This is a genomic window from Flavobacterium sp. B330r (genome assembly GCF_056824325.1).
Genome location: NZ_CP124860.1, coordinates 3,220,213 through 3,234,910, shown reverse-complemented (window position 1 = coordinate 3,234,910; position 14,698 = coordinate 3,220,213). Strand labels below are relative to the sequence as shown.

At 32.4% G+C, this 14,698-nt stretch carries 10 protein-coding genes and 1 tRNA gene; 5 read left to right on the top strand and 6 right to left on the bottom strand.

The genetic code is table 11. From position 1 onward, the window contains the following. Nucleotides 1-342: 342 nt before the first annotated feature. Complete coding sequence (locus QLQ95_RS14270; protein WP_482500346.1) at nucleotides 343-1,404, top strand: AAA family ATPase; 1,062 nt, start codon at nucleotides 343-345, stop codon at nucleotides 1,402-1,404. 5 nt (nucleotides 1,405-1,409) lie between these two features. On the opposite strand, the gene QLQ95_RS14265 is transcribed toward QLQ95_RS14270, so the two are convergent. After that, a complete protein-coding gene (locus tag QLQ95_RS14265; RefSeq protein WP_482500345.1) occupies nucleotides 1,410-3,845 on the bottom strand; it encodes a S8 family peptidase in 2,436 nt (811 codons plus the stop codon). 832 nt (nucleotides 3,846-4,677) lie between these two features. Between QLQ95_RS14265 and QLQ95_RS14260 the strand changes: the two genes are divergently transcribed. After that, nucleotides 4,678-4,765: transfer RNA gene (locus tag QLQ95_RS14260), tRNA-Ser, on the top strand. 171 nt (nucleotides 4,766-4,936) lie between these two features. Here QLQ95_RS14260 and QLQ95_RS14255 read toward each other — a convergent pair. The 4 genes from QLQ95_RS14255 to QLQ95_RS14240 form a co-directional block, all read right to left on the bottom strand. Continuing rightward, nucleotides 4,937-5,218 (bottom strand): helix-turn-helix domain-containing protein, encoded by a 282-nt coding sequence (locus QLQ95_RS14255; RefSeq protein WP_482500344.1) that lies wholly within the window; start codon nucleotides 5,216-5,218, stop codon nucleotides 4,937-4,939. A 43-nt stretch (nucleotides 5,219-5,261) separates the two neighbouring features. Next, entirely contained in the window at nucleotides 5,262-5,690 is a 429-nt protein-coding gene (locus QLQ95_RS14250; protein WP_482500343.1) for a hypothetical protein, read from the bottom strand. Nucleotides 5,691-5,699: 9 nt separating this feature from the next. Further along, on the bottom strand, nucleotides 5,700-5,987 hold the full coding sequence (locus QLQ95_RS14245; RefSeq protein ID WP_482500342.1) for a hypothetical protein: 288 nt from the start codon (nucleotides 5,985-5,987) through the stop codon (nucleotides 5,700-5,702). Nucleotides 5,988-6,419: 432 nt separating this feature from the next. Beyond that, nucleotides 6,420-6,677: a helix-turn-helix domain-containing protein gene (locus QLQ95_RS14240; RefSeq protein ID WP_482500341.1), complete on the bottom strand. Its 258-nt coding sequence runs from the start codon at nucleotides 6,675-6,677 to the stop codon at nucleotides 6,420-6,422. A 559-nt stretch (nucleotides 6,678-7,236) separates the two neighbouring features. Here QLQ95_RS14240 and QLQ95_RS14235 point away from each other — a divergent pair. Genes QLQ95_RS14235 through QLQ95_RS14225 form a run of 3 tightly spaced genes read left to right on the top strand, consistent with a single transcriptional unit; the run spans nucleotide 7,237 to nucleotide 14,297 of the window. After that, on the top strand, nucleotides 7,237-10,209 hold the full coding sequence (locus QLQ95_RS14235) for a SusC/RagA family TonB-linked outer membrane protein (RefSeq protein ID WP_482500340.1): 2,973 nt from the start codon (nucleotides 7,237-7,239) through the stop codon (nucleotides 10,207-10,209). 12 nt (nucleotides 10,210-10,221) lie between these two features. Further along, nucleotides 10,222-11,652: a RagB/SusD family nutrient uptake outer membrane protein gene (locus QLQ95_RS14230; RefSeq protein ID WP_482500339.1), complete on the top strand. Its 1,431-nt coding sequence runs from the start codon at nucleotides 10,222-10,224 to the stop codon at nucleotides 11,650-11,652. 17 nt (nucleotides 11,653-11,669) lie between these two features. Next, the gene (locus QLQ95_RS14225) at nucleotides 11,670-14,297 is read left to right on the top strand and encodes an alpha/beta hydrolase family protein (RefSeq protein ID WP_482500338.1); all 2,628 of its coding nucleotides are present in this window, start codon (nucleotides 11,670-11,672) and stop codon (nucleotides 14,295-14,297) included. Nucleotides 14,298-14,371: 74 nt separating this feature from the next. Here QLQ95_RS14225 and QLQ95_RS14220 read toward each other — a convergent pair whose 3' ends face one another. Continuing rightward, complete coding sequence (locus tag QLQ95_RS14220) at nucleotides 14,372-14,641, bottom strand: DUF6520 family protein (RefSeq protein ID WP_482500337.1); 270 nt, start codon at nucleotides 14,639-14,641, stop codon at nucleotides 14,372-14,374. Between the last annotated feature and the right edge of the window lie 57 nt (nucleotides 14,642-14,698).

Here is a 14,698-nt window from a genome sequence, read left to right as displayed (position 1 = left end):
AAATGCTTTATTTGTGATCTTATGTTGCGGAGTCTGAAGTTCCGTACTAGAATGTTACCCCAGCCCAGCTTCCAGACCAACCAGGGTGCTAATGAATAATTAGTCATCTTGAAATTTCCATTGATCTAGGAATCCCTGAAGTCTAGTTCAATCATATATTAAACAGGTATTTTTACGTAATTATTTTCAAACAATAAATATTACTTTTATTAAAACATTGTTAGCCAATCAATAACGCATAATAGAATTACTTTCTTGTAGAGTTAAAAGAAGTATAAAAAATACCTCTAGCCTATCGTGTCACCAAAGATTTTTAATATCTTTAAGTAATAATCAATACATTTGCAAAATTTAAATGCAACTTCAATTTTAGAAGCTATGACTCAATCTACTTTCATTAAAGATATAGCCCGATATGGACTTGAAAATGATCAAGAAAGGCTACTTTCAGTTTTAAACGAACTTATTGAGCACTCAAAAAAAACAAAAAAAGTGAATTTTGCGATTCAGCTTCAATCTATACTCAAAGAAAATATTAGACAGCAAAAAACAGCTACACTGAATAAGGTTGGCTCAGATGCATATTTTAATAGAATTGAAGACAGAGAGTTCAATGAATTAATATTAGAGAAAATTACTTCCGATTACACTATGTCCAATATAGTGGCTTCGGAAACAATAATTAATGATTTAAATTTTTTTATAGAAGAACATAGACATTCTGAAATTCTTAAAAAATTTGATCTACCAATTGCTAATAAAATATTACTGCATGGACCTTCAGGATGTGGAAAAACTCTAGCCTCCTATGTCATAGCGGGCGAGTTAGAAAAAATGATGGTTGTGGTGAATTTAGGTGCTATCGTATCATCTAAATTAGGTGAAACCAGTAAAAATCTGTCTAAAATTTTTAGAAATGCTGCAGCTGAAGATTGTATAATTTTTATTGATGAATTTGACAGTCTTGGTAAAGTTAGAGATTATAGTCAGGATCATGGAGAAATGAAAAGAGTCGTAAATACAATATTACAGCTTTTTGATTATCTCCCTCAAAGCAGTATTGTTATAGCTGCAACTAATCAAAAAGAAATGCTTGATGAAGCGCTATTGCGCAGATTTGATTTTTCAATTGGCTTTGATCTTCCTAGTGAAAAGCAAATTAAAGACCTTGTACAACTAACATTATCTAATGGACAATTTTCATTTGATAAAATTTCATCCGCTAATAAAATCATTAAAGAATCTCAAGGATTATCATATTACAGTATTCAAAAAACACTTATTACTGCAATAAAAAGAAGCTTGTTTGCACAAGCTTCTGAAAAAAAGATTATTAGTAATAAAATTAATACTTCTATGTGGAAACAATTAGTAGAAAGTGAAAAAGTATCATTAAAAAAATAATCGCGTTATACTAAAGCATCTAAGTCAGCATCATTGACTGCCTCAATCTCTAGATAGTTATTAATTTTCAACATTTCAGAGTATAAATTAACTCCAGCAGAATTCTGATTAGATAAAAGCTCTGTTATTTTTATCGTAATAGAAAATTCATGCGCTTGTTTTAATAATTCTTCATTGTACTGATTTTTAGCTAAACATCTAACAGCTAATGCTACTGAACCATCACAATTGACAATGTCATTGGGCTGAAACCTATATGACTTACTGTGAGAATTTGAAAAAAGTTTATTATCAATACCGAAATGATCTTCACTCCAGCTGAAACCATTTTTTATACCATACGAATCTTGTTTTTTTGCAATGTTTTTGATGTCGATATTTTTTACAATGTTAAATGAAATATGCAATGGAAGGTAATCTAAATGATTATCTTTTATAGGAAGAAAACTGAAAGAGAGCGATATATCAAAATTTAGTTTATTCTGATTAGTCAATAAATACTTTGGAAGGAAAATTGGTATTTTAATAATCTGGTTGACTTTTATAGAATCCTCAATTAAATACTGTATACTATTATCATTAGTCAGCAGCAAATCTTCTTTTCTTGGTCTTCCAAATCCGATTAAGCTTTTTAGCAATTGTGCGGAATGATCTTTAAAATGCTCTAATTTAGTTCTTTCATAGTAGGATGAAGAATTAATTAAAATTGCCTTTATCGATTGTGCCTTTATATTAGGATACAAATTGAGTACCTCTGCAGCGTATGAGGCTACTAAAGGTGTTGCTAGGCTTGTTCCGCATGTTCTTCCATAGAATTTTTCACTTTCATATATGGGAGATCTTAGAATCTGCATACCGCTGGTATAATTAAAAAGATCACCACCCTCCATAACAAAGTCAGGCTTATTAAGATAACTATTCTTTTGTTTTATTTCTGCACCATTTATTGACTGGCTATAATCAAAATGAAACTTGCGCGTATAATGTGCTGGATAAAAATTTACGGGAGTTACGTCAGAGGAATCGACATCGCTAAAATTTCCTGCTAATGCTCCAACTGAAATATTATTTAAAGATTCAGATGGAGTACAAATATTCGTGTCTTCACAATTATGACAATCTGAATCACTTAACAAACTGTAAAAAAAGTATGGATATTCATGATCAGGATGATCAGTTTCCTCTTTTAGTGATTTTAAATTATCGCTATCAAAATTTCCTACTGCAAGAAATATTACTAGGTCTTCTTGGTAAGCCAATCGATCCAGCTCATATGCAAACTGACTGTAGGACGAATTATATTTTTTTGCACTAGGTATTACAAGTGACATATTAAATATTTTTACGCCATAATTTCTCCTAGCTTCTCTAATATCCTCGATAAGCTGTGGAATATTTAAATCATCATTGCTGAAATGCAGTGCTTTTATATTAAGAAGTTTAGCTTTTGCTTGGTGAACTATTTCGTCATTTAAATAGAAATCTTCCCCAAATGCAACTAGACCTGAAACTAGTGTACCATGTCCTTCTTCATCCCAAAAAGCTGGAAACTCAGTATGATTAAAAGAATCTTTAAGGATAATATCTTTAAGAGGGTCGATTTTTGATATACCTGTATCTATTATTCCAACAGTTGTAATTCCTTCTGGAATTTCAACATCAAATCCATAAGATCTAACTGGTCCGGCAATTCCTGGTCTTATTTTCTCGGTTCTTGAACTGGTTATGGACCGCACTATATCAAAATTATCAGCAATAATTTGTATAAATGTCCTATCAGCATCCCTTATTTCAATAATATCAGGACAAGTTTCACTATAACTAAACGCTACACCTCGAATTGCTAAATTTTCAAATAATATTTCTTTTTGAGATTTATAAATTTTAGTCAGATAAGTAGATATAAGTGATATTAATATACCATTCCCTTTATATGTAAAAATTCTATTTCTGCTATCAAAAAATTCAAAACGAAATATTAAAGCTATTAAATTATAATCACTATTTTTATAATTTGTGTTTTTAGGACTATCAATAACTTGATCAATGTGATCTGTAAAAGTTTTAAAAGCTTCTTTGTTATCAATTTGAAAAATAACAGTTTTATTAAAGTCCAAATATTCAACTGGAGATAGACCATACTTTACTGAGAAATCTCTATTTAATTTTGAATCAAAAGTTTTAAAAAATTGGATTTTTATCAGATCTAAGTGCGCTGGTATTTCAATTGTTCTACTAAGATTTCTTTTCTTTCTCCTACCATAGAAATTTACCTTATTTACTCTTAATCTATTTTTTTGAAATTCTCTTATATATTTAGACAGTTCTTCTTCTTCAACCTGAGCAGGATCTTTCTTTTTATTTCCAGTTACGTTTCGCTGTTTATCAAATCCTATATTTTGAGATTTTTCGTTCTTTAAAAAAACAATTTTATTTTTCATTTACTCACTTTTAGTTAAAATTATTATTTGAATCGAGAATTCTAAAGCATTATTTTATGTTCATCTTTTTATTAATCAAGAGGTCAATTGAAAAAACAATCGATTTAATTTTCGAATATAAAATGCTCAGAGCCTAAATAAAAACGGTTTTCCGTAAAACGTTCAAGTAAAAACTGTTGAGCCAGGTGATACAAACATCGTGTTTCTTATAAATACAGCAATAAGTAGAAACACCTGATTTAAGCAATAATATTTTTTTCTATATCATTAAGTTGTTAGTAAACAATTCTCAAGATATTCTATTGTAATACAGTTCATACTTTAGAAGGCAAAAAACAAGATCTTCATATAAATAAGCTGATTTTCTGTCAGAAACCAAAATAATTCCCAACACCCTAAAAATCATCTCAATTAATAATTTAACTTCTAAATTCTAGTTCTTTATAATCCTATTTGGGACAGTTCCATTGTTTTTAACGTTAATGCGTGGATAACACGTCTAAGAATTAATCATCACATTTACAAATATTTACAATTGTGTCCGCAGTGCGGACACAATTGAACTAATCACATAAAAAAGATGCATAAAAAAAATCGATATTATTATTTCATCGATCTTGTGAAATATAAATAACAATAATTTATTATTACATTTATTGCACAAGCAAATTATGAAATTCACAACCTGCGTCCTATAAAGACCAAACATCTTAAATTACAGACACATACACGAATAACAATTATTTCCTTTATAAAACTATCAAAAAAATTTCTAGAATTGAAAAAACATTTTATCTTTGCACCCGCAATGAGCAAATGATTGCGTCTTACTGGAGGAATGGCAGAGCGGTCGAATGCGGCAGTCTTGAAAACTGTTGACTGTAACAGGTCCGGGGGTTCGAATCCCTCTTCCTCCGCCAAATGAAGTCCTAAAAGTGACTTTTAAAAATAAAAAGCCTTTAAACACTGACGTTTAAAGGCTTTTTCATTTGAAATGGTATCGAACCCTGATTGAAAAAATGGTTACCTTTTTTTACCTAATCAATTTAAGCTCTTTTTTTCCAAATCTGGGTAACTAATTAAATGTCGAATTATGATTCTTTGCTCCTAAGTATCTTATCAATCTTGTCGCTGTCATACAAAAAAATATCTCCAAGCTTCGTATAGGGAAGAATTCCGGTCTGCCTATATTTTATAATAGTATTATTGGACAGCCCGAATATCTTTTTTAAATCTTCATTACGGTAATATTCAGGTCTCAAGACTTTTCCCTGGCTGATTTTTGAATCAATCCTTTCCAGTTTTGCCACTACAGGCCCTATCAACTCCTTCATTTCCATCATATAGGACAACCACTTTTCCTTCTTCATCATCATTGAGTCTTTTACATATTATTAATCTTCTCTCTAATCCATTCTACCAGCTCTCTAGCCTTTTCTTACGTTCCTGCATTACTGAAATAAATTCATCTAAAAATCTAATCTGTTTCACCTTATAGGTGTAGCCTTTACACTCGGAAAACTGCCTGCTTATTGTACTTATTATTTTCTGGCTGCCCTCATTATCATTATAAGTGAAATTTTCACTCATAAATTTCTGAAAACTGCTTCGGTTTTTTTTCGTATCATTCGAGTCAAAATATAAAATTCCCTCATCCATTAAAATATAGAAAAGATTTGCAAGCTCAATTTTAGTATAAGAGCTTCTACATTTATTAGAACAAGAGAAAGCTTCGCTCTGAACATTACCAAATCTATTAGTTTGTACTAGGCTTTCAATATTTTTCAATCTCGTATCGAGTTTAAAAAAATTATCTATAATATCATATGTTTTAACTTTTTTCATTTTACTCGCCTATTTGAAATGAAAATATATCGTACTACGCTTTTGCTTATTTTTAGTTGGCACATAAGTTAAGTAACCGTATTCATGCAATTCTCTAATACATTTATAATAAGTCTTTGGAGAAGCTATTTTAGCTATTTTTTGAATCTCAAAACTGTACGGCTTTATAGGGTTTATGACACCACAATTTTTTCGAAATTGAACAAGTGCTACAAATATTGCAATATGAGTAGTATTGATTCGAAAATCTTTTTCAATAGCTAGAAAAAAATCTGATAAAGGTTTTGACTCATCCATCCTATTTCTCTTTGATTTCAACAAAAATCAAAGTAACAATTAAACAAATTTATCCACAAGTACAACTTTGTTGTACCCCAAGTTGTACCCTTAATTTAAATCTAAACCTAAAACTGGATTAGTACTGAAAAATATTATACAAAAAGCTTTATAATTAAGATAAGGCTTGACTTTAAGTATATATAAAATAAAAGTTTTAGAAAAAGCATGAAGCAGGTTGAGTTTCATGTGTATTTTAACGGAATTGAAAAGTTTAACTAAGCGCTAAAAATACGCATCTTTTCCAAGTCTTTTCAATCTGAAAAGTCTTTTTTAGAACTAATAATCGGATAGTTTTATTTTATTTTACTTTACGAGCTAAGATTTAATTATTCTAACTGATAAGTCACACAAACCTTTGTTTACTGCCTTATTTAATAACAAAAAATAGAATTATTTACCGATCTCATCTTTCTTTAATTCAAAGTCAAAATCAAAAAAATCTTTTGGATGAACATCTAACGCTCTAGCCAAATCAAAAATCGTCTTTAATTGAATGCTTTTTTGGCCCTTTTCAGTTTTACTTATCTGACTATGATCAACATTACACATTTGAGCAAGCTTTCTATAGCTCAGTTTTTTAGCTGTTCTAAACTTATGCAAATTGTTACCGAATGATATTAAAAATTTGCTGTTTTGCTCCTTCTCCATTTGAAATATTTAGAACATGTAATTTCAGCTATTAGAAAAAAAATATTGTAGTATTTAAACACTACTTAATATATTTTTTGTTATATTTGTTCCATTATTAATTACATTTGCGAAACTTCTTTTAAAAATATAGAAGCATTCGCTTTGAATCTCGTACTAGAAAATTGGCCTTTTCATTTACCACGAGAGAATAAGCAAGATGCTCACGTCCATTGGCGTGGGCTCACTTATTCGTGGTAAGGTATGGCCAATACCTCTAGTGCAATAAGCTGAGTTCCATGCCTTTTTTATTCTTACAACTCTCTTATTTTATTCTTAGCAATGAGTCCGTTTCGCATTTTATCAATGCTTTAACTATTGCTAATTAAAACTTATGAATAAAAACGTATCCATTTTTTTATCTTAAAAGATAAAAAGACTCTCTACCTCGTCGCCAAACTAGTATAGAGAGCCTTTAAGCTAATCAAATATCATTTAACTAACCAATCCCAATATTATGAATTATTTTTCATTTTACAAGGATGGAAGAGCTCTCTATTGCCTAATTTTCACTGGCATTTTGCTATCTTTTTCATCGTCATTCGCTAAAATTTTAGAGCATTCGCACACATCATTTTTACAGCAACATACTGTTGAAGGTATTGTAACTGACGGCACTTCTCCACTTCCCGGAGTTACAGTAGCTATAAAAAACAAAATAAACAATGTCTCCATTACGGACTTTAATGGCGAGTACTCATTTGTTGTTTCATCTAATGATACACTTGTTGTTTCTTTTATTGGTTTTAGGAAAGCACTTATTCCTGTACAGGGACGTACCAAAATCGATATCAAACTCCAATACGACACCACTACGTTACAGGAAGTCAAAATCAATGCCGGCTATTATTCTGTGAAAGAAAGCGAACGTACTGGCAGTATAGCAAAAATCACCGCAAAGGACATCGACAAACAGCCTGTTACCAATATACTTTCTGCGATGCAAGGTCGTATGGCAGGAGTTACAATTACTCAAAATACTGGAACACCGGGAGGTGGATTTGATGTACAGATAAGAGGAACTAATAGTTTACGTACTGATGGAAACCAGCCTCTTTACATAATCGACGGAGTTCCTTATGCGTCGAATTCTATATCAAATAATAATATTTCGTCAATTATAATTCCAAGTTCTAATGTCAGTCCACTAAGCACAATTAATCCTTCTGATATTGAAAGCATTGAAGTTTTAAAAGATGCAGATGCCACTGCAATTTACGGATCCCGTGGTGCTAATGGAGTTATATTAATCAACACAAAAAAAGGCAAAGAAGGAAAAACTAGATTCACAATCAATACAAACACAGCCGTAGGAAATGTAACTCGCTACATGAATTTAATGCATACGGATCAATACTTGGAAATGCGAAAAGAAGCATTTACAAATGATGGAATTGTAAAATATCCAGCAGCAGCCTATGATATAAACGGTATCTGGGATCAAAATCGCTATACTGACTGGCAGAAAGAACTTATTGGAGGAACGGCTCAAATAAATGATGGTCAGATATCAATAAATAGCGGATCTGCTCAGACGCAATTTCTTCTTAGTGGGAATTATTATAATGAAACAACCGTTTTTCCGGGTGATTATAAATATAAAAGAGGTGGAGCAAACTTTAATCTAAATCATCAATCAGCAGATAATAAGTTTAAGATAAATTTGTCTGCCTCATATTCTTCACAAAATAACAATTTACCCGCAACCGACTTTACAAGAGAGGCAAGATCGTTGTCTCCAAATGCCCCCGCCCTCTACGATAATTTTGGAAATCTCAATTGGGAAAACGGAACGTTTAATAATCCCCTACGTAATCTCGAAGCAGTATACAAAGCCAATACAGCTAATCTTATTGCAAATACAATTTTATCATACCAGATAATCCCAGAGCTAGAAATAAAAACAAACATTGGATTTAGTAATCTGCATTATGATGAAACCAGGACTTCACCATCCACAATATATAATCCTTCACTGGGCTTGGGAAGCGAATCTTCATCATTATTTGTCAATAACAGCACAAGAGAATCGTGGATTATTGAACCTCAATTGAACTGGAGTAAAAAAATTAGTAATGGCAAAATAGAACTTTTGGCTGGCGCTACTTTTCAACAGCAAAAAACTTCGCAGCTTGTACAAGAAGCAGATGGTTTTGCAAGTAACAGCTTAATTTATGATCTTGCTTCAGCCACATATCTATATGTGTTTACAAATCAGCAGACACAATATAAATATCAAGCTTTTTTTGGCAGAGTAAATTTTAATTGGAAAGATCGTTACATTGTAAATTTCACAGGACGAAGAGACGGCTCAAGTCGATTTGGTCCGGGCAATCAATTTGCCAATTTTGGTGCCGTTGGAGCAGCCTGGTTATTTTCAAGAGAACCATCGTTAGAAAATAAAATTCTAAGCTTTGGAAAATTGAGAGCCAGTTACGGAACTACTGGCAATGACCAAATCGGAGATTATAATTTCTTAGATACCTACAGCTCTGCAGGTAACAATTATCAAGGAACAGTTGGTCTGCAACCCAATCGTTTATATAATGCGAATTTTGGATGGGAAACCAACAAAAAAATGGAAATAGCTTTAGAACTAGGTTTTATTCAAGATCGCATTTTTTTAACTACTGCCTATTACCGCAATCGTTCATCCAACCAATTAGTTGGAGTTCCGCTGCCTGGAACTACAGGATTCAATTCAATATTAGCAAACCTAAATGCGACGGTTGAAAATACAGGACTTGAACTGACTATTCGAACAGTTAATATTGAGAAACAAAATTTCAAATGGACAACAAATCTTAATTTAACCGTTCCCAAAAATAATTTAATAGCGTTCCCTCAATTAGAAAACTCTACCTATGTTAATCAGTATGTAATTGGAAAATCCATCAACATTCAAAAGGTTTACAATTACATAGGCCTCAATACTCAAACGGGAATTTATCAATTTGAAGATGTCAATAAAGACGGGAAAATTTCATCCCCTGATGATAGACAAACGGTTAAAGATTTCAGTCCAAAGTTTTACGGCGGTCTGCAAAATCAGTTCAACTTAAAAAGGTGGCAGCTTGATTTTCTATTTCAATACGTCAAACAAGAAAACTGGAATTCAATAAGCATGTTAGGCTTGCCTGGTGGTATGTCTAATAAAACTACAGAAGTATTAAATCGCTGGCAGAATTCTGGAGACACTGGTCCTTATCAAATGTATAGTTCAGGAACGAATTCACTGGTAACAGCTGCAAATAACCTGTACACCAACAGTAATGCCGCTATAACCGATGCCTCATATCTTAGACTTAAAAACATTTCAATATCCTATAATTTACCTGAAAACAGTCTAAAAAATTTAAGATGCCGTATTTCTCTTCAGGGTCAGAATATACTAACCTTCACCTCATATAACGGAGCAGATCCTGAGTTTATAGTATCTGGCTTTTTACCTCCTCTTAAAATATATGCATTAGGATTACAGCTTATTTTCTAACACGAAACGATTATGAAAAATTATATACAACAAAGACAGCTAATTTTCTTTACTGGTAATAAAATAAAATTATCAATTTATTTCGCTTGGATACCGATATTTTGCTCTTTACTCTATTCCTGTGACAGTTTTGTAGATGTAGATCTTCCCACTTCTCAATTAACAGGAAATACAGTATTCGAAAATAAAAATACTGCCAATGCTGCTTTGGTAAATGTTTACGCCCAGATAAGAGACAACGGATTAATTACGGGGAAACCGACAGGAATCTCTAATCTTTTAGGAAACTACTCGGATGAATTAACGTTTTACGGAACAGACAGCAATGCTGCTAAAGATTTCTATAATAATACTATCATAGCATCAAATACTACTATCGCAGGATGGTGGAATAATACATACAAACAGATATATGCTGCAAATGCCGTAATTGAAGGAGTATCTAATAATACAAAACTTGCAGAATCGGACAAAAATCAACTACTAGGAGAAGCTCTTTTTATTAGAGCACTGCTTCATTTCTATCTGACCAATATTTATGGCAATATACCATACATTACAACCACTTCTTACCAAACAAATGCTGTCGTTTCTAAGAAACCTGTCTCTGAGATATATTCTGAGGTTATAAATGATTTACAAAAAGCAATATTGTTATTACCCTCCAATTATATTACTTCGGGTCGCGTTCGCCCAAATAAATCAGCAGCACAAGCGTTGTTGGCAAGAGTTTATTTGTATGATAGCAAATGGGAATTGGCCGAACAAACCGCTTCTCAGCTAATTAATAACACGAATCTGTACTCATGGGAAAGCAATATTGATAAAGTATTTTTAAAAGAAAGCACCTCAACTATTTGGCAGCTGATGCCCTCAACAGCTGGTAAAAATACAGATGAAGGAAATCTTTTTGTATTTACAAGTGGACCGCCACCACTTGTTGCCTTGAATAATGAACTATTTACAGCTTTTAGTTCGGATGATTTAAGAAAAACCCATTGGATAAAAGTAGTCACCAACGGTACCTCAACTTGGTATCATGCTAACAAATACAAACAAAAAAGTCCAACTGGAACCTCCGTCGAATATTCAATTGTAATGCGATTGGAAGAACAGTACCTTATTCGTGCGGAAGCAAGAGTATATCTTAACAAATTGGAAGAAGCCAAAGAAGATTTAAATAAGATCCGAAATCGTGCAGGTCTTCAAAATACAACTGCAACGACAACTGAAAATCTCCTGCAGGCTATTCTCAACGAAAGAAAGCTTGAGTTATTTACTGAGCTCGGACATCGATTTTTCGATCTTAAAAGAACAGCAAATCTGGATAATGTTCTTTCTGGAACAAAACCTGGATGGAATACTACTGACAGACTCTTTCCAATCCCTGATTCTGAGTTGAGGGTAAATCCAAATCTGCTTCCTCAAAATGACGGATATTAAAAACATTTACACATCCAATGAAAATCAATAACAAAAGACTAGTACAGGTTGAGTCATTTTTATCCCGTATTACATTTTTATTTTTTGTTTTAGTAGCCTGCCCTTTATTGGGGCAGGTAAAACAAAAAAAGATGCTTCAGGAATCCGACTATCATCTGTGGCACACACTGCAATCTGAAAATATTTCTGAAAATGGAAACTGGATAAGTTACAAGCTTGTTTATCCAAATGGCAAAGACACTCTTTTTGTTAGAAATACAAAACTGGACACACAGTATGTTTTTCCAAATGCATTTAATGGAAGTTTCAATATGGAAGAAAGCTTCGCTTGCATTACTCCAATAGCAGGACTGCAAATACTTAATCTAAAAACTGGCAAATCGCATACTTATGCCGGAATAACCCAATACAAATACACAAAAAATAAAAAATACATTATTACATACAGCAAAGCGGGAGATCCTTCTCTGGAAATAAAAAAATCCTCCGGATTAACAATAATGAAAATTGATAATGTTCGCGAATATAAAATAGCTCCACAAGAAAATGCTGTTGTGTTTTCTGATGGCCATCGCATCGGATTTATAACTTTAACTGACAAACTGGAAAAGACTATCATTGTTGAAAAATCCGAAAATTCATTTTTTAATTTAACGTGGCAAAACAACGGAAATGCTGTTGCCTTTTTACAAAAAAAAGATGATCTCGGTGAAAACAATTTATTTTTCTTTAGCCTTAAAAATAATAAGCTTTTTGAATTCGATTCTGAAAAGTTTTTAAACCCTAAAGATGATTTCATAATTAGTCCTACTGTGACGACTAAATTGACCATATCTGATGATGGACAGCGTGTTTTCTTAGGAATAAAAAAACGGGAATATAATTATTCCGTAATAGATTCAATACAAGTACAAATATGGAATGCCTCTGATAAGTTATTGTATTCGCAGCTAGAGGAAATTGGGCAATGGGATAAAATAGCCAAGCTTGCTGTTTGGTTCCCTTATGAAAATAAATTTAAACAAATAACGAGCAATCAACTTCCTAAAGTAATCCTGGCTGGGAACCAAAAGTTTGCCATCACATTTAATCCGTGGCAATATGAACCCCAATACAAACAGCAGGGAGATATCGACCTCAGCTTGACCAATCTTACATCAGGGGATTCAAGCCTAATATTAACCAAACATTCTGGAAATAAAAATCACACTATTATATCCCCAGAAGGTAATTTCATAACATATTTTAAAGGTCAGAATTGGTGGGTATATGATATATCGAAAAAGATTCACATTAACTGTTCAGCAAATATTAGCCAGCCTCTATTTGATCAAAACTATAACTCAGCAGGTGAAATTCCGGCATATGGGATTTTAGGCTGGACAAAAAATGACTCTTCATTATTAATTTATGATCAATTTGATATTTGGGAAGTTTCTCCTGAAGGAAATTCAGCAAAAAGATTAACACACGGAAGAGAAAAAAACATACAATTCAGGATAGCAAAACAACAGTATGAAAACTTTAGAACGGAAAACTACAATGGTTTCTATGCTTTAGAAATTGATCTCGATTATGCATTAATTCTTCAGGCAAAAAACAATGAAAAAAGCGGTTATTATATTTGGAATAAAACCGACGCAGAAAAGCCTCTGGTTTTTAATGAAATGAAAAATAGCTATCTGATGAAATCTTCAAAAGGAGAAAGATATGTTTTTCAGCAGCAGAGTTATGAAAAAGCTCCTTCACTCTGGTTTAAAAAAGATAAAAAAAGTAAAGCCGAGTTAATTGTTCAAAGCAACAGACAGCAGAAAGATTATTATTGGGGTAAAACTGAAAAAATTCATTATTCTAACAAAAATGGAACATCTTTAAATGGAGCGCTTTTTTATCCTGCTAATTATAATCCCTCTAACAAATACCCTTTAATCGTCAGCATCTATGAACTAAAATCTCATGAATTGTATCAATATGTTAATCCCACTCTGTATTCTGACACGGGATTTAATGTAACGAATTATACCGCTCAAGACTATTTTGTTTTATGTCCTGATATTATATACGAAATTGGGAATCCCGGCATTTCTGCACTAGATTGTGTAGTTTCGGCAACTCAGTCTGTAATCGACAAAGGTTTTATTCAAAAAGATAAGATAGGTTTGATAGGCCACTCTTTTGGAGGTTATGAAACTAATTTTATAATTACCCAAACCAATTTATTTGCAGTTGCGGTATCTGGTGCAGGTGTAGCAGATTTAACAAGCTGGTATTTAACAATGGGATGGAATACTGGTACTCCAGAGATATGGCGTTTTGAAAATCAGCAATGGCGTATGGGTAAATCACTTTTTGAAGATAAGCAGGCATACAACCGTAACTCTCCATTGGAATTCGTACAAAACATTCAAACTCCATTACTCTCGTGGACAGGCAAGCAGGATCGGCAAGTGCATTGGTATCAAAGCATAGAATTTTACTTAGCATTGCGAAGACTGCAAAAAGAGCATATTTTATTAGTGTATCCTCAGGAAAAGCATGTTGTAATGAATCCAAAAGATCAGGAAGATCTCAGCAATCATATTAAACAATGGTTTGATTATTATCTTCAAAATAAAAGCCTTCCATCTTGGGTTAGCTATAAATAAAAACAATGCAGTTCTTAATAAAAATAGAACTGCATTGTAAATGAACCTAACATTCTAGTCAGGCCCTTTAAAGATTAGTTTAATTTGTATAAAACTTTGTTACAAGTAGTACCACTGGCATTTAAACCAAAAACTTGTTGATTTGTGTTCTCAATGGTACAAATTTCACTCCCTTGATTGTTACAATCAATCGATTCAGAACATGGATTCGGATTATTGATGTATCCTTGTTCAGGCGCACTTACATTAGTTGCTTTGCCATTTGGACTTGAGGCAAAAGCACCTGCAATTGCAAGGGCAAACGCTGCCACAGGCAAAAGCTTTTTCACATTTAATGTTTTCATGATAATAAAAATTAAATTAAAAAAAAATATCTACTTTTTTTACAGGTGTTCGATTAC

What these genes read in the sequence shown, in the direction of transcription:
- QLQ95_RS14230 (WP_482500339.1), top strand. Translation starts at nt 10,222, where the DNA reads ATGAAAAATTATATACAACAAAGACAGCTAATTTTCTTTACTGGTAAT.
- QLQ95_RS14265 (WP_482500345.1), bottom strand. Translation starts at nt 3,845, where the DNA reads ATGAAAAATAAAATTGTTTTTTTAAAGAACGAAAAATCTCAAAATATA.
- QLQ95_RS14245 (WP_482500342.1), bottom strand. Translation starts at nt 5,987, where the DNA reads ATGGATGAGTCAAAACCTTTATCAGATTTTTTTCTAGCTATTGAAAAA.
- QLQ95_RS14240 (WP_482500341.1), bottom strand. Translation starts at nt 6,677, where the DNA reads ATGGAGAAGGAGCAAAACAGCAAATTTTTAATATCATTCGGTAACAAT.
- QLQ95_RS14250 (WP_482500343.1), bottom strand. Translation starts at nt 5,690, where the DNA reads ATGAAAAAAGTTAAAACATATGATATTATAGATAATTTTTTTAAACTC.
- QLQ95_RS14225 (WP_482500338.1), top strand. Translation starts at nt 11,670, where the DNA reads ATGAAAATCAATAACAAAAGACTAGTACAGGTTGAGTCATTTTTATCC.
- QLQ95_RS14255 (WP_482500344.1), bottom strand. Translation starts at nt 5,218, where the DNA reads ATGATGAAGAAGGAAAAGTGGTTGTCCTATATGATGGAAATGAAGGAG.
- QLQ95_RS14220 (WP_482500337.1), bottom strand. Translation starts at nt 14,641, where the DNA reads ATGAAAACATTAAATGTGAAAAAGCTTTTGCCTGTGGCAGCGTTTGCC.